Here is a 19,454-nt window from a genome sequence, read left to right on the forward strand (position 1 = left end):
TGCTGGCATGTACTGGCTGATCGGCGTATTGGCGTCCTTATGCCTAATTTTTGCTACTCGTTTCTATCTGTTGCGGCGGGAAATAAAACGCTTGGCTATTCAAATGCCGGATTTCGCCGCAAGCGCGCGCTATGGACAAAGACTATATTTGGAAGAACATGACTCTGCGCTGGCAAAAGCCGTCCTTGAAATCAACCGCATGGTGGACGTTTATGAGAATCAGCTCAGGCGCGTAGACGAGCTAGAGCAGAATATACGGCTGTCCATTACCGGCTTGTCGCATGATTTGCGAACGCCGCTCACGTCATTAGCAGGTTATTTGCAGCTAATGGAAAAGGCACCGTCGCCGGAAAAACAACAGGAATATTTAGCGATCATTTTGGATTCGGTCAAGGTGCTGCAGGGCTTGACCGAACGTTTCTATGAATTGACGCGCCTTGAGCTGAATGAGAATAGTTATGACATTCAGAGCCTGAATTTGGAACATGCCGTCTGCGAATGTTTTCTAAGGTTTTTTGAAGAATTTGATCGAAAAAAAATCGAGCTGAATATTAAGGATGCTGCGAATCCACCGGAAGTCTGCGCTGATCCAATGGCTTTGCAGCGGGTGCTGTATAACTTGATTCAAAATCTGCTGCGGTACGCCATTGGGACGGTAACCATATCCTTTTATGAGGAAGGCGGCTTTCATGCCGTGAAGATTGGCAATGAAACCGAGATTCCTTTGCCAAATCATATTGACAGCATTTTTGACCGCTTTCATACCGCGGACCCTAGCCGCAGCAGTCAGGGCACCGGGCTCGGACTCTACATTTCCCGTAAGCTTGTGCACGGCATGGGCGGCGAGATTACCGCAGAAAAAGACAAGCAAATGCTTTTTATTATAGTTAAGCTTCGTATGGATCACAACATGTAGGAAACAAGCGTAATGACATGGTTTGAATGGTTCAAGATCGATTTCATTTCGTGCTCATTGTGAATACAAATCACCCTCAGGGGTGTTTTTTTTTGCTCAATTCTTGAATAATCTGCAATTGGTTAACCGAACTGTCGCAGCATAATTGATCTGGGCAGTAATTTTTAGATATATATGAACTTTATTATCACACCGGGAGCGAGTCGTTTTATTATGATAGGGAATCCCTCGCCGTTCCGAAGATCAATAAAAACGGCAATCTTAATTGAAGGAGTGATGGAGGATGAGAAAAGATCAATACCAAAGCGCTTTTGCGACAAAGAGGTCTATCAAGTAAGGGAATTCATTGTATGGGTTTCCATAAACAAGGAGGAATCCACAATTGCTTACGCTAAAAGCAATAACTAAGGATAATTGGGAAGAAGTTGTCCTTCTTAAACCGAAGCCAGAGCAAGAATCGTTTATGGCTTCAAACCTATATTCAATTGCAGAAGCACAATATTTGGAGTCGTTTGTCATTAAGGCGATTTACGATGATGAGGCAATGATCGGTTTTACGATGTTTGGGCTAGACCCCGATGACGGTAACTACTGGATTTATCGTTTTATGATTGATGGAAGGTTTCAACAACAAGGTTACGGCTACCATGCGATGTTACTCGTTATGGATGAGATAAGAAAATGCAGCAATCGGACTGATATTATCATGCTCGGATATAAACCGGAAAACGAACAAGCCAGAAGATTTTATGCGAAATTAGGGTTTAGGGAAGAAGGGCTATCCCCGTGGGGAGAAATAATTGCAAAGTATATAAAGCTGTAGATGTCAGTTAGCGGATAAAATAATACCAAAAAAGCTCGTCTTGCTCATACAGCAGGCGAGCTTTTTTTTGTTGTTAGGCGCGGAGATTGGCCAACCGATATTCGGTAGGCGTAATTCCTTTGTATTCCCGGAATAAACGGCCGAACACGTTGTACGAGCTGAAACCGACTTCAAGCGCAATGTCAAGAATGCTCATGTCGGTAGCGCTAAGCAAACTGCATGCATGGCGAATTCTAATTTTGTGAAGCAAATGTAGGAAGTTGATGCCTGCATGTTTTTTAATTTCGATGCTAAGTCTCGTTGGCGGAATGCGGAAATGGTCGGCTAAGCCGGAAAGGGATAGATCATCGCGGTAGTGATAGTGAATGTATTCGATAACCGGCCAGATCGAGCCGTTGCCTGTGGGATAAGCCTTCTCCTGCGCGTTCATGCCCTGCCGGGATACCCGAATCCGTTGAAACTGCAATAGAATTTCATGGAGCTTCAAGGTAAGGAGCTCGTTGCGGAATGGAGTCGTTTGGTTGTATTCATTATGCAGACCGTGCATCATCTCTTCGAATTTCACCAATTCTTCGCTGTCCATATGGAAGAATGGCCGCTGGTTTTCCGCTAGCAGCGCTTGCAGGTAAGGAGATCCGGTCTTTACCGACGAGACGAGCAGCTCCATGGCGAACATGCAGTTGAAAAGCCGAATCGGAGTCGTGGAATACGTAACAATGTCATGTACCTGATAGGGGAGCAAAAAGGTGAAGGTGCCTCGGCTCATCGGATGGCGGATTCCGTTGATCGTTTCATGTCCTTCGCCTGCGATAACGAGCGAGCATTCCAGAAAATCATGCCGATGCGCGGGGAAGGAATGGCGAACCTCGTTGATCGATACGTAGAAGGGGAAGTCCGCCGCAATCATTTCATAATCGGATAAATCTTTGTTCATTGGAAAAATCGTCAGGATGACCCCTCCTAAATTTGTAGTAAAAATTAGTGTGTTGACAATAATTTTTGCACCGTTGACTGAGCGATTATACCATAAACTGTGTTTGTAAGCGCTAATCAATTTACGAACATCAAGGAGGATTTACATGATATTACCGTCAATTGGACTGATCGGAGAGCTTGCGTCAAGCTCGGTCATCCTGCGTCACCCGAACAATCCCATTCTTACGAGAGAGGATGTACCTTACAATCCCGCGCTCGTATTCAACGCCGGCGTAACCAAATTCCAAGACCAATACGTGATGGTGTTCCGCAACGATTACGGACAACCGGATAAGCAGACGCTTTTCCCCTCCAGTACGACAAACCTCGGTATCGCGTTCAGCCGCGATGGCATCAATTGGGAAGTGAAACCCGAACCGATCTTCGATCTGAGGAATGAAGAGATCATACGGACTTATGATCCGAGGCTGACCGTAATCGAAGGCCGCTGTTACATGTGCTTCGCGGTCGATACGCTGCACGGCATTCGCGGCGGAATCGCGGTAACCGACGATATGGAGCATTTTGAAGTGCTTAGCATGAGCGCGCCGGACAATCGCAATATGGTACTGTTTCCGGAGAAGATCGGCGGCCGTTATGTCCGGCTCGAGAGACCGTTCACGATCTATAGCCGTGAAGGGAAGGAGCGGTTCGACATATGGATTTCGGACTCAGCCGATTTGAAGGATTGGGGCAACTCCGATCTGCTGCTTCCTGTCGAACGCGTACCTTTCGCCAATGCGAAGCTTGGTCCTGCAGCGCCGCCGATCAAGACGAAGAAAGGCTGGCTAACGACGTTCCATGCGGTCGATATCGATCCGTCCCGCGGCAAGAACGGCTGGGAGGATAGCTGGAAGAAGCGTTATTCAGCAGGGCTCATGCTGCTTGACTTGGAGAACCCCAAGAAAATAATCGGGTTATATGAAGAGCCGCTGATGGCGCCGGATGCTCCTTACGAGAAGGCAGGCGGTTTCCGCGATCACGTCATATTTCCCGGAGGAATGATTTTGGAACAATCGGGAGAGGTGAAGATCTATTACGGGGCAGGAGACGCTTACGAATGCTTGGCAACCGCGCACGTGGACGATCTGCTCAGCCTTGTCCTGAAGTAGACAATGGATTCAAAGGATGGAGGTGTGGGCCATGTTCGCGACAAGCTCTAAAAAAACGTTTCGGTATTTGAACAAAAAGAAATTCCTGTATCTGCTGCTGCTGCCCGGCATTATCTATTTCCTCGTATTCAATTACGTGCCGATGTACGGCGTCATTATCGCCTTCAAGGATTTCAACTTCGCCAAGGGCATATGGAACAGCGCATGGATCGGCTTCGAGAACTTCAGATATATGTTCGGGCTGAGCGACTTCTATACTGTATTTTGGAATTCGCTTTATTTAAGTTTTCTGAAGCTGGTTATCGGATTTCCATTTCCTATCATTCTCGCTTTATTCCTGAATGAAATGAGAAACCGGACTTATCAGAAAATAACGCAAACGATCATCTATTTGCCGCATTTCATATCATGGGTCGTCATCGGCGGCATCCTGGTCAACTTCCTGTCACCGTCCTGGGGCGTGCTCAATCTGTTTTTGAAGTCGCTCGGTATCGAGTCGATCTTCTTCCTTGCCGACAACGATTATTTCCGGCCGCTTGTTGTGCTCAGCAGCATTTGGAAGGACTCGGGCTGGGAGAGCATCATTTACCTAGCCGCGATCGCCTCCATCAATTCGGAATTGTACGAAGCGGCAAGCATCGACGGTGCCAGCCGTCTGCAGAGACTGTGGTCTATTACGATACCCAGCATCAAATCAACCATTATTATCCTGCTCATTTTGCGGCTTGGCCACATTATGAACAACGGCTTCGAGCAAATATTCGTGCTCCAAAATCCGATGAACCTCGGCGTCTCCGAAGTGTTCGAAACGTATGCGTACCGGGTAGGCATACTCGGCGGAAGGTTTTCCTTCGGCGCCACCGTCGGCCTGTTCACTTCCGTCATCGGCCTCATCTTCCTGCTGGTAAGCAACCGAATCGCGAAGCTCATGAAGGAAGACGGGATATGGTGATGCGGACAAGCGTTGCCTGCGGCATATCGACAGGAGGTCATTTCTCATGAATATCAGATCCAGCGGGGATAAGCTATTCGACATCATCAATTACGCTTGCCTGACGTTGTTCGCGATTGCCTGCCTCTTCCCATTCTTTTATGTAGCCGCTTTCTCGGTTACGCCATACAACGAATACTTAGCGAATCCGCTGAAGTTGATTCCGAATAAATTGGAGTTCAGCGCATACACGCAAATATTCAAAATGGATCAGCTATGGATCGGTTATCGCAATACGATCATCATTACGGTGCTCGGCGTGTGCATCAACATTTTTCTCATGATTATAACGGCTTACCCGCTCTCGAAGCGGGACTTGAAGGGCAGAGGCTTCGCTCTCGTACTCATAACGTTTACGATGTTTTTCAACGGCGGGCTCATTCCGAACTTTTATTTGATCAAATCGCTCGATCTGTACAATACGCTTTGGAGCCTCGTGCTTCCAAACGCGCTTGGTGCCTATAACCTGCTGCTAATGAAAAACTTTATCGGCAACATTCCGCCGAGCTTGGAAGAGTCGGCCTCTATTGATGGCGCGAACGAGCTGCGGATTTTGTTCCGGATCATCGTGCCGCTGTCGAAGCCGGCGATCGCCACATTCGTTATTTTCCATGCGGTGACGCAATGGAATACGTTCTTCAACGCGATCATCTATACGTCCAAGAGAGACCTATGGCCGCTCATGCTCATTGTCAGGGACATGGTCGTCGACAGCGGCGGCGTCGCCAAGGACGTAATGGATGCGGGAACCTCCGGCGTGACCGAATTCACGATCAAGATGGCGATTATCATTTTCTCCACGCTGCCGATCATTCTGGTCTATCCTTTTATGCAGAAATATTTCATGAAGGGCATACTTGTCGGCTCCATCAAAGGGTAGAGGCATTAGGTATGTTTGTTTATATATAAGAATTTATATGTTTTCACCTATAAATGTGCTTATATATATCCGCGAAACGACTGCTTTTGCCACAGAGTACGGCGACAGCCGTTTACGCTTGACATATAGGAAAGTATATGAATTTGCTCATACTTTCTCTATACGTTTCGCCGAAACGATGGCATCTATAGAAAGGACGCCTTCAGGCGTTTCATCTTAGATCGGTTAAATCTGCGGTTAGCTGCGGTTTAATATAATTCGATGATCAAAGGGGAGAAGGACATGGTTACAAAAAAGCACCGCACGGCTAAAACGCTCATTTCCTTGTTGATTCTGGCAACGGCGCTTGCAGCCTGCAGCTCGGGCAACAAAGAAAGCAATACGAGTGAGGGCAGCACGAATGCGCCGCAATCGACGAATAAGGGGACTGATGCGGCAGAGGTTAAAAAACCGGTTACGATCAAAATGTTCAACCGAGTCAATGCGGAAATCGTCCTCAAGGATAACCCGGTCATAGCCGAGGTCGAGAAAATCGCGAACGTGAAGCTTGAAATCGAAGCGCCGCCGATTAACAACTACGTAGACAAGCTGCAGGTACTGATGGCGTCCGGCGATCTTCCCGACGTTATCTACAACTGGGGAACGGCGGGCAACGGCGCAGATGCGAACATGGAGAAGTGGGCGCAGAACGGTTTGCTGGAGCCGCTTGACGACAAAATTGCGAACTATCCGAACTTGATGAAAAACATTACGCCGGACATGTGGAACGCGGTCAAATCGGTTAATGACGGCAAGACGTACATTATTCCAAGAACGAATGCCGTCAATCATTGGGGCTATATGATCAACCAGCAGTGGCTGGACAAAGTGAGCCTACAAGCACCGACGACGCTGGACGAGCTGACGAACGTGTGCGAAGCGTTCACGGAGCAGGATCCGGATGGCAACGGCCAGAAAGACACGTATTGCCTAAGCTTCTCCGGACCTGACCTTGGCCGCAATACCATTTGGAACGCATCGAACTTCTTGACGGCTGCCTTCGGCCTTCCGGTCGTAGACGGCGTAAAGGACGCTGACGGAACGTACAAAATCAGAGAGAAAATGTCGGGCTACATCCCTTACTTGACGTACTTGAAGAAGTTGAACGATGAGAAGCTGATCGATCCCGAATTTTTGATCAACAAAATTTACGTCGATCAAGAGAAGCTGAATCAGAATCGAGTGGGTATCATCTACGCGCATCAAAGTACGGTTCTCGGCAATATTAGCAAAGACCCAGAATCGGACAAAAAATATACGTATCACGGTGTATTGAAGGATGCCAATGGCGTTGCAGCTGACTGGGTAACGCCAGCTATGTGGGGCGGCTGGATGATTCCGAAAGACTCGAAAAACGTGGACGACGTACTCGCATTCCTCGATTGGGGCAACACGGCTGAAGCGAACGCACTGTTCCAATTAGGCGTGAAAGGCGTAACGTTCGACAGCTACGATCCCGCAACGAAAGCGATCTCTCGTACCGACGAGCAGACGACGAAGCTGTCGACGCTTACGAGCAGTTACATGACGCCAGCCAATGCGATTAATGGTGAAGGCGCATCGATCGTCAATGCCACGACAACAGAACGGATTGAACTTTACAAATCGCAGCTCGACGCGGCGCTTGGCCAAATGACTATCGTGAACGTGCCTGCCGTCAGAGCGCCTAAGATCGCAAGTTTGAACAGCACGATTCCGGATCTTATGAAGAAGAAAGACGATAACGAAATCAAATTTATTACGGGTACGATCACGGAGCAGCAGTTCAAGGCGTTTCTGGAGAAGGAATGGTACCCTGGTACCGCTGATGCTGAGGCTGAATATGTCACCTTCATGAATTCGCTCGGCAACTAATAGCAAGGCAAATCATAACGGCACTCATAACGGGCAATCAGCAAAAACGGCTTCATACCCGCAAATCACAGCGAGAAACTCTCATCTAAGGGGATTTTATAGCGCTGCGGTTTGCGGGTTTATTTTGAAATATATCAGTATATCAGTTCTCCTACTTTCTCTCTATTTCTACGCGAAACGTACGCTTTTCCGCCGGTGGACGGCTTCAGCCGTTTACGCATGAAATATAGGAAAGTATATGATTTCTCCGACTTTGTTTATATTTCTCGGAATAAAACGCACAGCGCCGCAAAAAGGCGGCGACAGCCGTTTAAATTTGTTCACTTATGAAAGGGGTTTCAATGATGCTGAAATTTGGTTTCCGCAGTTTGTTTTGTTTGATTCTCGCAGTTGTATTAAGCATGACGAGTATTCCTCTCGTTCCGAGTGGAACGGTTCAGACGGCAGAAGCAGCAGGTTCAACCATCACGAAAAGCGGCAATGCATGGACGCTGGAAAATGATGTGCTTAGGGTCGTCCTTTCCTTCGCCGGCGGCAGTATTCAGATGACCAGCTTCTATAATAAAGAGGCGGGGAAGGAATATTTAACGGGAAGCGGCAGCAATTATTTGTTCTACTACAATTACGGCGGCAGCGACCTGTATTCCAATGACGGAGGCTGGACGATTGGTGCGGATACGATAAACAATATCTCGATATTCAGTACGACTTGGGGCAAGAGACTCGAAATTCCGATCACAAGAACGTCGCCTCAAAATGTGACGGTCACGCTCCGATTCGAAATGTATAACGATAAGGCGGGGCTCAAATATTCAAATCTGATCAAAAATAACAGCACGTCCAACAAAACGATTACCGCTTCGGATATCATTGCGCTTAATTTTCCGAACGACGCACATACGCTGCATTATGTTCCGAATATGACATGGAGCAGTACGACAGGCGCGCTGCCGATGAACACGGGCAAAAACGCGATTACGACATACAATACCGGCGATGGCTGGACGCTTCAGCCGGAGATGAACTGGAAGACGCAAGGAGCGGCGAACAACCTCCCGTTTGCTGGCATTAACGCTTGGAGCGGCATATCGGGTGTCAAGGTTTCGACGAATCCTGGATCTCTGCAGCTCGTGTTGTTTCCGAACGAGAAGTTCGAATACATCTCCGTCAATATGACTGCGTTCAAGGGTGACATCATGGACGGTAAGATGGCGGTTGAGGAGCATTTCCGCAAAAGATTCAAGTACCATCACACGACTTCCGTCTTCACGACAAACGACTGGGAATGGCTAGGCAACCGGAATGAGGCTTATTATCGCAATACCGTTATTCCAAAGGCGACGCAGGCTGGCATGGATATGGTCATGGTGGATGATTTCTGGAATACGACCAGGGACACGACGACTGCTGCAAGTTCCTTCACGACGAATCTCGCGGCGCTTACCGATACGATCATCGCGGCCGGCATGCGCTTTGGCATCTGGTTCAGCATGACCGGTGACAATCATAACGCAGGACGTGATTTGGCCGATCCTGCCAATATCGAATTCAAACGCAGCCAAGTGGAGGATGAGATGATTCCAAATTACCATCTGTCCCATCAGATGATCGACCTGACTGAGTTCTGGCCGAACTCGGCGGCGACATCGACTTCGCATCCGAGCGACAGCGTTTACCGTAAAAATGTGCTCGTTCGCGATTACAACAACGATATCGTCTCGCGCCATCCCGATTTCTTGACGAAGCTGACGAGCGAGGTCGATATTTATCCGACGCAAGGTGATCGTAATATTGGGCTGCTCCATATCGGAGATAATGGCTTCGTCTCCTCAAAAGGGAATGTCGATAAGAGCATGCTGATTCAAACGAACAGTTTCGGTTATTTGCCGCTCAACTCGGTTTATTATGGCGGTCTTACGACCGGCAAAGTAGAAGATTATTATTCGTACATGCCCGCCCGCGTCATCAAATTCGCGAAGGATCCGGGAACATGGAGCGCTGCAGGCATCAGCACGCTGAAAAAGTTCAACGATTGGCGGAAAAATCCGCGTATCAAAGCGCTAACCGACGGCATCATCCGGCCGCTCTACGCCGGTCCGAACTATGATACAGCAGGGCCATATGCTTGGATGTACGCACCAGACGACAAAAGCAAGGCGCTCATCATCGCAACGGCCGGCAATGAGGCTGCCGCGCCGGACGAGTTCACTCTTAATCTGCGCTGGCTTGATGACAACAAGACGTATTTGGTGGAAGACGTCACAATGAACGATAGTGGCGCAATCGGCTATAAATATAAAGGCAGATTCACGGGAGCCGACTTGAAGACGACCGGTCTGGCCGTTAACTTCAAGGAAAATACGTCCAGAGGCAAAGCCTTCTGGATTCAAGAGGATAACGGCTCCGATATGCAGGTGCTGTATGCCGATGAGAATATAACAACATTCACGCTAAACGCAAGTACATCTAGCCTTACGATCAATGCGACAGGTACGGCTGGAACGATCGGAAAAACGGTTATTTTTGATCGGACGGCGAATAAAACGTTTATCGCTGATATCGTTATAGGCGCTGGAGGCAGCGGTAGCGTAACGGTAGAGTCCGGCTTCAAGCACGAGGCGGAGAGCCTGCCGCTGACGATGTCCAGCGGCGGGTCTTCCTCGAACGGAAGCGACGCGGCTGCAAGCGGTGGATCGCTCAGCTATGCGAATGGCAATGCAGCAGGCGGATATGCAGACTATACAGTTAATATTCCAAGCTCCGGCACGTACAATGTAAAGGTAAGGGTGAAGAAGCATCCGGATCGGGGAATTGCGCAGCTTTATATCGACGGGGTCGCGGTAGGAGTGCCGATGGATCAATATGCGAGTACACAAGGCTTTGTCGAATTGAATCTCGGGAATTACGCATTTGCTTCGGCGGGAGACAAGACGTTCCGATTCCAGCTTACGGGCAAAAATCCGACCAGCTCGCAATATACACTTGCCACGGATACGATCCGGTTAACATACCGGTCTCCTGACAAGCATTTGCAGCCGCGGATTTACGAGCCGGTGAAATACGAGGCAGAAACGGCAACTACGACGGTTTCTTCCGGTGGTACGAATACGGACGGGGCGGATATGTCAGCAAGCGGCGGGTCATTAAATTACGCCAATCCGGGCAGCGTCGGCGGCTGGGTTCAATATGTGCTTAATGTTCCTGCAGCCGGTACGTATAACGTCAAGGTGCAGGTGAAGAAGCATCCGGATCGCGGAACGGCTCAGCTATACATCGATGGGGTTGCGCAAGGAGCGCCTGTCGATCAATACCAAAGCGCGCAAGGGTATGCATCGGTCGATCTAGGAGACGTGACGTTCAGTTCCACAGGTACGAAGGCGTTCCGATTCCAGATTACAGGCAAGAACGCAAGCAGCAGCGTTTATACGCTAGCTACTGACTATATCGCTTTGACGAAGAAGCCGCTGACCTACGAAAGCGAAAGCTTGACTACAAACCTATCGGCAGGTTCAACGGTGACGACCGGCTCTGATTCGGCTGCGAGCGGAGGATCGCTAAGCTATAGCGGCTTCGGCGGCGTAGGCCAATGGATTGATTATTCGGTTCCCGTTCCAGCAGCGGGTACGTATGCCATCAGCACCCGAATCAAGAAACATCCGGATCGTGGAACGGCTCAACTGTATATCGACGGAGTCCTGCATGGATTTCCTGTCGATCATTATGGCAATCCGCAGGGCTATGAGACAGTCGGTCTTGGCATGGTAACATTTAGTTCGGCAGGGAATAAGATTTTCCGGTTCCAGGTTACGGGCAAAGACCCGGGCAGTAATTCCTATACGCTTGCACATGATGCATTCATGCTGACTAAAATGAATTAAGCGGGAAGACGGGGAGGCGGATGCCTTCCTGTTTTTTCTTTAAAATATAGGAAAGTATATCATTTCGCCAACTTTCTCTATATTTCTGCGCGAAACGTAAGCTTAGCCGCCAGAGGACGGCTTCAGCCGTTTACGCTTGACGTATAGGAAAGTATATGGGTTTGCTCCTACTTTCTCTATACGTTTCGCTGAAACGATGGCGTCTATTGAAAGGACGCTGTCAGGCGTTTCTTCTTAGAATAGTCGATTAGGGTTGTATTTAAGATAAAGTATCCGACTGGTTAAGCTAGTGATGATAGCTGACTCTGACCGACGTACAACGGAAGTGGCTGTGAGGACTGCGAGCGGGATATGGATTTGATCTCTCAGAGAGCAATGGTGTATGGCTGTGCGAGTTGTCATGGAAAGAGAGGAAGAAATCTGCCCTTCATGTGCGGTTTACCGCATTATGCAGCTGAGCGAACGCTACTATAATAAGGAATGTGAACTGCAAGTTGGAGAATACAGCGCATGTTCGGATATTCTTGGCGACTCCTCGCAGATGGTGAAGTGTTATATGTGGGTTGGAGCATGCTTGTCGATCATTCCGAGACCTGTAGATTTTTGATTTGCCGATAAATCAATGAAGAAGCTGACGGCGGAATCATTGAAAGGTTAGCAGTGATAGGAAAAAATGACTCGCTGGAGAGGATACACAGAAATGAAAATAAATGATGGCGTGTGGGATTGGGACAAGCTGCGCGAACCTGTCAGCAGCTACAGATCGGTTCCGTTATGGTCGTGGAACGACAAGCTGGAGATTGCCGAGATGGAGCGCCAGATTGAGGAAATGAACAAAGTCGGCATTGGCGGTTTCTTCATGCACGCAAGAGGCGGACTTCAAACGCCGTATATGGGCGAGGAATGGATGAACGCAGTCCGTGCATGTATCGAGAAAGCGGAATCGCTGGGCATGGAGCCATGGTTCTATGACGAGAACGGCTGGCCTAGCGGATTCGGCGGGGGCAGCGTGCCGGCGCTTGGAATCGCTTATCAGCAAAAGAAGCTGGCAATGGAAAAGGCGCCTTTCTGTGGGGATGACCGTTCGCGTGATCTTGGCTATTATGTCCTTGATGGGACAGGCTGGGCACGGATGCCGGTAGAGCGAGCAAATGAGGCGGATATTCGAATCTATTGGGAGGTTAATCCCTATTATATAGACACATTAAGCCGTCAGGCAATACGGGCATTCATAGACAGTACATATGAAGCTTATTGGAACAGCTTCGGCGAGTCGTTCAAACATGTGCTTAAGGGGGTGTTCACGGATGAACCCCAGTTCGGAAGAGGGGAAATACCTTGGTCGTTCGACCTGGAAGAAGCGTATCGCAAGCGGAACGGCAAGAGCGCGCTCGATATACTTCCGAGCTTGTTTCTGGATGCTGCGGATGCGAAGGAGCATCGCTACCAGTATTGGTCTTGCGTAACGGAGCTGTTTGTGGACAGCTATGCTAAGCAGATCGGCGATTGGTGCGAGGAGAAAGGTTGGTCTCTCGCGGGCCATGTGGTTGATGAGCAGACGCTTATGGGGCAAGCGACATCTGTCGGAGATTTGATGTCCTTCTATGAATATATGCAAATTCCAGGCTGCGACTGGCTTGGGCGCTTCGTTGGAGATGAGCCGCTCGTTCCGAAGCAGGTCGGATCGGTCGCGAGGCAGCTCGGTAAGAGGCGGACGATTACGGAGAGTTACGGCTGCTCCGGCTGGAACGTCAGCATGCAGGATTTGAAGAGGATCGGCGAATGGCAGTTCGTGCATGGCATCAACATGATGTGCCAGCATTTGCAGAGCTACAGCTTGAGAGGACTGCGTAAAAGGGATTATCCGCCGTCCCTTTTCTATCAGCAGCCTTGGTGGGCAGATTACAAGCAATTTAACGACTATTTCGCAAGACTCTCCATGCTCTTGTCGGAGGGGGAGAGACAAGCCAGCATCCTTCTCTTGCATCCGATTCGTTCGGCGTGGGTTGAGCAGAGAGGATTAGACAGCTCGGCCATTGAGCCTTATCATGACGGATTCGCGGGGCTTTCAAGGCTGCTTTGCCGCTCCTTGATGGAGCATGATTACGGAAGCGAGAGCATTCTAGAGCGGCATGGCAGAGTGGAAGGCAGGAAGCTTATCGTTGGCGAGGCGGTCTACTCGTCCGTTATCATGCCTCCAAGCGTGACCTGGAGCCGGTCGACGGTGGAGCTGTTGGTTGAGATGGCAGAGCAAGGCGGCAGCGTATTTGTCGTTGATCCGTATCCTACATTAATGGAAGGTAAAGAAGATGCTCTCTTAGAGCAGTTGTTGGCGTTAGCAATTAAGGTTTCCGCAAATCATCCGGCTATAATAGACAAGATATCACGAGCCGCAGCGCCATTCGTGCGCATGAAAACAGCGTCGGGAGAGCTTATCGCTACTGACAGGATGAATGTTCAGACGCTGAAGCTTGGAGATGCATGGCTATATTATATTGTGAATTCGGGAGAGACGACCTGCGGTGAAGTGGAAATTGAGCTATGCCGGGAAGGTCTCGTAACGCTGCTTGATCTGGAAACAGGGAAAGAAGAGATGCTTTTGCAGGAGCAGGGCGTCGGTTTCGCTCGTCTGGTCCTTCCAATTGCGGCTTCACAATCTTATATGCTGAAGCAGGTAAGCCTGCCAATAAGCGATAACGTGCAGATAGAGGAAACGAAGGAGCTGTCTGTAGTTGCTGCTTTGCAGACAGATGTAACTTTGACTGAGTATTGGCAGGTAAAGCATGCCGATCTCAATAGCCTGACACTGGACACATGCCGTCTGAGCGTTGAAGATGGGGAATGGAGCGAATCGACGCCTGTTATCTATTTGCAGGAAAAGCTGCTGCAGCTTGGTCGATCCGTACGAATCGCTTGCGAATTTCAATTTAACGTCTCCTTCGATACGGGCCTTGAACGGCAGCTTTATCTGGTTATGGAACGGCCGGACAAGGCGAGTATAACATTGAACGGATATTCGATTTCGAATCAAGACTGCGGCTGGTGGCTCGATACCGCATTCAGGAAGCTCAATCTAAGCGGCAAGCTGCTTTCGGGGGAGAACATACTCGTCATTGAATCAGAATTCTATAATGCGCCGGAAACGTACGAAGCGATGGAGCGTGCGAAGACGTTCGAGTCGGAGGGCAATAAGCTAACCTACGATACGGAGCTGGAGAACGTATATTTGCTAGGTGATTTTGGCGTAAAGCCTCTTGCTCCATTCGTTGAGGGAGAGGGTGGAACGGTGTTAGCCGAGGGTCCTTTCACATTGACGGAAAGTCCAGAAATCCTTGATGGCGGCGACTTGGTGAGGCAAGGATTTCCTTTCTTTGCAGGGCGAGTTTCAGTTGAACAGACGGTATACGTAGGGGAAGGCTTGCTAGACTGGGAGGCCGTATTTTCATTTGATTCGCAGCCGGATGCGGTCGTGACGAAGATTCGGGTCAACGGCCACGAAGTGAAGAGCTTCATATGGGAGCCTTACGTGACGGACATCGGGGCTTTTCTTGTAGCGGGAAATAATCGGATTGAACTGGAGCTTGCAGGCAGCTGCCGCAATCTGCTCGGTCCTCATCACCATATTAAACTGGAGCCGCTTAAGATCGGGCCGGACAGTTTCACGAACAAGGTGGGATGGACGGATCGTGATTTGCCACCGGATACCCAGGTGTATCAAGAGCATTATGCTTTCGTTAAGTTTGGATGGTCTGCAGCGCCGAAAATAACGATGATGGCTAAGAGACAGGGTGAGATACTCGGTTTTTAATTTTTATTATTGGCCACCTTCCCAGGTGGTTTTTTTATTTTGCTACCAAACATTTACAACTAAAAACTGATTTTCTTGTTTAAAATGTAATTTAATTATGGAATTACTGGTCTTGGCTGAGGTGAAGTTGAACAGGCAAATCGTATATTGCAGAAATGTTGAGAAAATTGGATAAATGCCTTTATATAATCTAATAAAATGATACTCATAGTCCGTCGACCCTGCAAATCATGTAGCATATGATTAATTTACATTCTTTGACCAAAAGGGTATTTACTTATGAACATGATACTTGGTTTTGGACGATATTGTGCGGCAGCGCGTTCATTTTATAACTTGCTAATGCATGCTTGTCTGTCAAGTTTTAATACTTTTAGAGGAGGATTTGAAAATGTCTGTTGAAGTTCATGGATCGGCAGTTAAAAGTGTCATTGAGGGATGCGGTGTATTTCAGAAAAGGGTAAAGGCACTGCTTGCAGAAAAAGGAATCGTAGAATTAGAGCTTGAAGCATGGTACTCACTTGATCATGTAATTACTGTAATTACAGATCTTTCTGCTTCGGTTGGGAGCAACTTATTGCTTGAAATTGGTAAATACATTACTAAAAATTCGGTTTTCCCTCCGGAAATGGATAGTTTTGAGAAAGCAGTTGCATTGCTGGATGTAGCCTACCAAATGAATCATCGTAATGGAAACTATGGTGAATACAAATGTATTCAAGAAGATATAAAAACCATTCGCTTTATTTGTAATGTTCCTTACCCTGCAATGGTTAATTTGGGTATTTTGCGAGGTTTCGCTCGTAAGTTCCAATCCTTGGCGACTATTGAGGAGGTCAATATGAATGGCGGAGGAGAGTTTATCATTAGACTGTAACTTAATATTAAGACAAGGGACTGAGTAGATGTGATCGCAAAAGGTAAAGCATTAAAGATTCTAAAAGTCATTAAGCGAGGTTACTTGCTCTTAATAGGAAAACGTCACATCGATGGATTGAGTGCTGAGTTTTCAAAAGACGATGCGAATCTTTCCGCGCAAACTGAAATAGCAGGTGATGCTACTACACATTTAAGTCGTGCACATCGCTTAGCAATTATGGAACTGGTTGATTCAACCGATCAAATTGCCTCTTACTCCGATGAACTTTCTGCAACTACTACTGAAAGTTCACGAGGCATGTCAGCCATTAAATTCAGCACCGAGCAAATTTCTCAAGGAAGTGTACAAATTGCTACATTTAGCGACGAAAGCACTCGTTCTATGGAAGAAATGGCAGAAGGGATTTCTAGGATAGCCGAAGCATCTGCCATTGTTTATGAGGCATCCATGCAATCTGCTGTAGAAGCGGAAGAAGGCAATATTTCTTTGCAGAGTGTAATGATCCAAATGAATTCCATTACGGAATCAGTAAATGAATCCGATAAGCTTATTCATTCATTGGGCGAGAGTTCCAACAAAATACGTGAAATTATTGCATATATTTCTGGAATTGCATCTCAAACGAACTTGCTCTCACTGAATGCTGCTATTGAGGCTGCACACGCTGGTGAACAGGGTAGAGGATTTGCTGTTGTTGCTGGAGAAGTCAAGAAGCTTGCTGAACAGTCATCGAAGGCTGCTAAACAAATTACTCATATTCTTGAAGACATACGATATAAAAATGAGCAGTCAATTAGAGCCATGTCGGATGTTCGTAATGAAGTAAGCACAGGTGTGCAAAAGGTAACTGAAACAAGTGACGCCTTTCAAAAAATACTATCAGGCGCAAGACATGTCACCGAACAAATCCATGATGTTTCTGCAGTCGCCGAGCAGCTTTCAGCAAGCTCGGAAGAAATTGCTGCATCTGTCGCAGAGATGAACCATGTCTCTCAAACAACTGCTCTTAATGTCGGAAAAGTATTAAACGCAACTGAAGAGCAACTTGGCTCGATTGAAGAGATCGCCGCTCTAGGAGAGCATTTGAACCTATTAAACCAAGATTTGCGGGATAAAATGTCGAAATTTTTAGAATAGGATAATTGCAAGCATCACATGCATCAGTAGGGTTCCCATTTTGGCGGCTTCGCCTTTCAGGGATGGCCCTGCTTTTTTTATTGAATTTGATGGATACATAGATAGAAGTAAAAGAAAGGAAAGGACAATCAAAATAATAGTTGAAAGCAGCCAGTTAACGTTTTTGCAAAAGCATTTCGTGGGTGGACGTACGATAGGCGCAGTAAAGGGATGAAAAGTTGAGGATACACGGAAAAGCCTCACACAAACTACTCAAAAAAACGAAAGGAAGACGAGCATGAAACGGGATGTTAGGTTCATCAGCTTTATCGTAGTCGCGGTTGTGTGTGCCGCTTTGCTTAACGCCTGCGTAGCAAATCAAAACACCAATACACCAAATCAAAGTGAGGGCAATACTGGCACTAACAAAGGCACTAACGGCGCAAACGGTACTGAGAAGGAAGAACCTATCGTATTAACCATAGTGAACGCTGCCGGCGGTACGCCTAATTTCCCTACTGGAGATCCATTCTGGGAGGATAATCCCGTTGCTAAGGCGTTGGAAGAAAAATTAAACATTAAGCTGAAATGGGAAGTATTCTCGGGTGTCGGAAAGGACAAGCTGAACGTCGTTCTCGCGAGCGGGGAGTATCCGGATATCATTATGCTGTCTGATCCAACCAAAATAATCGCGGATCAAATAGCGATTTCTCTGAACGAATTAATTGATCAATATGGTCCGGATCTAAAAAAGAAATTTGGCTCCGCACTTAACATGCTCAAACAAAGCAATGGGAATATCTATCATTTGACCAACAGTTATTTGCCTGAAGGTGCGACGCCTCCTGGATTCGGATACAGTTTGCAGGTGAGAACGGATATCTTTGAAGCTTTGGGTTCACCGAAGCTGGAAACGTCTGATGATGTGTATAACTATTTGAAAAGTGTAAAGGAAAAATATCCAATAACGTCTGACGGGCAAACCATGTACCCAATGAGCGGCTTCAACCGTAACTGGGGATCTCCTTACTTTGGCATGATTGCCATGGCCGGTTCGCCGGCGGATTCCAAGCTATATATTCGCGAGGACGATTCCGTCAAATATTGGCCAAAAGCCCCATGGGCTGAGGAGGTGATTCAGTTCTACAACAAGCTGTACCGCGAAGGCTTAATCGATCCTGAAGCCTTTACGCAGGATTATGCCGCTTGGCAGAAATCCAAGCTCTATGCCGCGAGAATCGCCGCTCACATTGGCGGTTGGAATCAGACTTTTGACGTATTGAAGACATATACAGACGCCAAGCTGCCTAATGCGGAAAAAATGTATTTCCAGAACTTCGTATTCAAGTTCCCGAGCGGGGATAAACCGGCCATTTTCTCTGCAAGCAAAAAGGGAACAGGGGCACTTGTCATCACCGACAAGGCCAAAAATCCCGAGGAAGCTATGAAATTGCTTAATTATTTGACTACGGAAGAAGGAAACTTCCTGGCCATGAATGGACCAGAGGGGATACAGTGGGAAAAGTTGGATGGTAAGCCGGCATTGAAGAAGTCATACCTGGATCGATGGCTCGCTGGCGAAGCACAAGTGAACATCGAGAAGGAAACCGGTATGAACCATTATTCCAGATTGGTGGGATCCGATCTTGGTCAAACGAGCTGGGGAACATACTGGATTTTGAAGGATGACCCGATCGCAACCAACAATACAAGGATGCAGCAGAAAGACCAGGCATTAAGTCCTTACTGGTATGATGCTACAACGATTGGCAATTTGATGGCTGGAGCGGACACGGATACGGTCGCTAAACAACAAGCTGTTGATAAAAGACTATATGAAAATGCTTTCTCCGTTATTCTAGCTAAGTCAGATACGGAGTTCGAAACGGAGTTTGCGGAATTCTTGAAGGAACTAGATGCGGTAGGCGCCGTAGCTGTCGAAGAATATATGACAAAGATGCATAAACAGTACAAACAACAGTTATCGGGCGAGTAACGTGGGTTGTACCGTACGTATGATATGACGCTGCGTCCTGTTCCACTCATCAAAAGAAACAATGTGCAACTCAAAAACATGGCAGCGCAGAAGTAAAAGCTGCTTTGCCATGTTTTCAATTGAATCATATAGTAGATACGAACCGTTGTGGCATGTAAGCGGCCTGCCAACGTTGACTTGGCTTAC

The 19,454-nt window shown here is 47.7% G+C and carries 12 protein-coding genes; 11 read left to right on the forward strand and 1 reads right to left on the reverse strand.

What is annotated here, in order from left to right:
- Positions 1–7: 7 nt before the first annotated feature.
- Positions 8–916: a sensor histidine kinase gene (locus FHS16_RS27070; RefSeq protein WP_183570092.1), complete on the forward strand. Its 909-nt coding sequence runs from the start codon at positions 8–10 to the stop codon at positions 914–916.
- 382 nt (positions 917–1,298) lie between these two features.
- A complete protein-coding gene (locus tag FHS16_RS27075) occupies positions 1,299–1,739 on the forward strand; it encodes a GNAT family N-acetyltransferase (RefSeq protein ID WP_183570094.1) in 441 nt (146 codons plus the stop codon).
- Between the two features lie 73 nt (positions 1,740–1,812).
- Here FHS16_RS27075 and FHS16_RS27080 read toward each other — a convergent pair whose 3' ends face one another.
- Positions 1,813–2,673, reverse strand: a complete 861-nt coding sequence (locus tag FHS16_RS27080; RefSeq protein WP_246431992.1) for a helix-turn-helix domain-containing protein — start codon at positions 2,671–2,673, stop codon at positions 1,813–1,815.
- 145 nt (positions 2,674–2,818) lie between these two features.
- Here FHS16_RS27080 and FHS16_RS27085 point away from each other — a divergent pair, with 145 nt between their 5' ends.
- From FHS16_RS27085 to FHS16_RS27125, 9 genes are all read left to right on the forward strand, one after another.
- A complete protein-coding gene (locus FHS16_RS27085) occupies positions 2,819–3,826 on the forward strand; it encodes a glycoside hydrolase family 130 protein (RefSeq protein WP_183570096.1) in 1,008 nt (335 codons plus the stop codon).
- A 31-nt stretch (positions 3,827–3,857) separates the two neighbouring features.
- Complete coding sequence (locus tag FHS16_RS27090; RefSeq protein ID WP_221226485.1) at positions 3,858–4,778, forward strand: ABC transporter permease; 921 nt, start codon at positions 3,858–3,860, stop codon at positions 4,776–4,778.
- 46 nt (positions 4,779–4,824) lie between these two features.
- On the forward strand, positions 4,825–5,697 hold the full coding sequence (locus tag FHS16_RS27095; protein WP_183570100.1) for a carbohydrate ABC transporter permease: 873 nt from the start codon (positions 4,825–4,827) through the stop codon (positions 5,695–5,697).
- Between the two features lie 282 nt (positions 5,698–5,979).
- Positions 5,980–7,590 carry an extracellular solute-binding protein gene (locus tag FHS16_RS27100; protein ID WP_183570102.1) on the forward strand — a complete coding sequence of 537 codons (1,611 nt, stop codon included), beginning with the start codon at positions 5,980–5,982 and terminating at the stop codon, positions 7,588–7,590.
- 341 nt (positions 7,591–7,931) lie between these two features.
- Positions 7,932–11,468: a carbohydrate-binding protein gene (locus FHS16_RS27105; protein ID WP_183570104.1), complete on the forward strand. Its 3,537-nt coding sequence runs from the start codon at positions 7,932–7,934 to the stop codon at positions 11,466–11,468.
- Positions 11,469–12,168: 700 nt separating this feature from the next.
- A complete protein-coding gene (locus tag FHS16_RS27110) occupies positions 12,169–15,276 on the forward strand; it encodes a glycosyl hydrolase (protein ID WP_183570106.1) in 3,108 nt (1,035 codons plus the stop codon).
- A gap of 391 nt (positions 15,277–15,667) precedes the next feature.
- Positions 15,668–16,153: a hypothetical protein gene (locus FHS16_RS27115; protein WP_183570108.1), complete on the forward strand. Its 486-nt coding sequence runs from the start codon at positions 15,668–15,670 to the stop codon at positions 16,151–16,153.
- Positions 16,154–16,183: 30 nt separating this feature from the next.
- Positions 16,184–17,293, forward strand: coding sequence for a methyl-accepting chemotaxis protein (locus FHS16_RS32525; protein WP_183570110.1), 1,110 nt, complete (start codon positions 16,184–16,186; stop codon positions 17,291–17,293).
- 277 nt (positions 17,294–17,570) lie between these two features.
- Positions 17,571–19,268: an extracellular solute-binding protein gene (locus FHS16_RS27125; protein WP_183570112.1), complete on the forward strand. Its 1,698-nt coding sequence runs from the start codon at positions 17,571–17,573 to the stop codon at positions 19,266–19,268.
- The last annotated feature ends 186 nt before the right edge of the window (positions 19,269–19,454 follow it).

Source organism: Paenibacillus endophyticus, from assembly GCF_014192395.1.
Taxonomy (GTDB): domain Bacteria; phylum Bacillota; class Bacilli; order Paenibacillales; family Paenibacillaceae; genus Pristimantibacillus; species Pristimantibacillus endophyticus.

Bases quoted from the DNA above. Each gene is read 5' to 3' on its own strand.
- FHS16_RS27115 (WP_183570108.1), top strand. From the start codon at position 15,668: ATGTCTGTTGAAGTTCATGGATCGGCAGTTAAAAGTGTCATTGAGGGA.
- FHS16_RS27090 (WP_221226485.1), top strand. From the start codon at position 3,858: ATGTTCGCGACAAGCTCTAAAAAAACGTTTCGGTATTTGAACAAAAAG.
- FHS16_RS27070 (WP_183570092.1), top strand. From the start codon at position 8: ATGTACTGGCTGATCGGCGTATTGGCGTCCTTATGCCTAATTTTTGCT.
- FHS16_RS27080 (WP_246431992.1), bottom strand. From the start codon at position 2,673: ATGAACAAAGATTTATCCGATTATGAAATGATTGCGGCGGACTTCCCC.
- FHS16_RS27125 (WP_183570112.1), top strand. From the start codon at position 17,571: ATGAAACGGGATGTTAGGTTCATCAGCTTTATCGTAGTCGCGGTTGTG.
- FHS16_RS27105 (WP_183570104.1), top strand. From the start codon at position 7,932: ATGATGCTGAAATTTGGTTTCCGCAGTTTGTTTTGTTTGATTCTCGCA.
- FHS16_RS27110 (WP_183570106.1), top strand. From the start codon at position 12,169: ATGAAAATAAATGATGGCGTGTGGGATTGGGACAAGCTGCGCGAACCT.
- FHS16_RS27095 (WP_183570100.1), top strand. From the start codon at position 4,825: ATGAATATCAGATCCAGCGGGGATAAGCTATTCGACATCATCAATTAC.
- FHS16_RS27100 (WP_183570102.1), top strand. From the start codon at position 5,980: ATGGTTACAAAAAAGCACCGCACGGCTAAAACGCTCATTTCCTTGTTG.
- FHS16_RS27085 (WP_183570096.1), top strand. From the start codon at position 2,819: ATGATATTACCGTCAATTGGACTGATCGGAGAGCTTGCGTCAAGCTCG.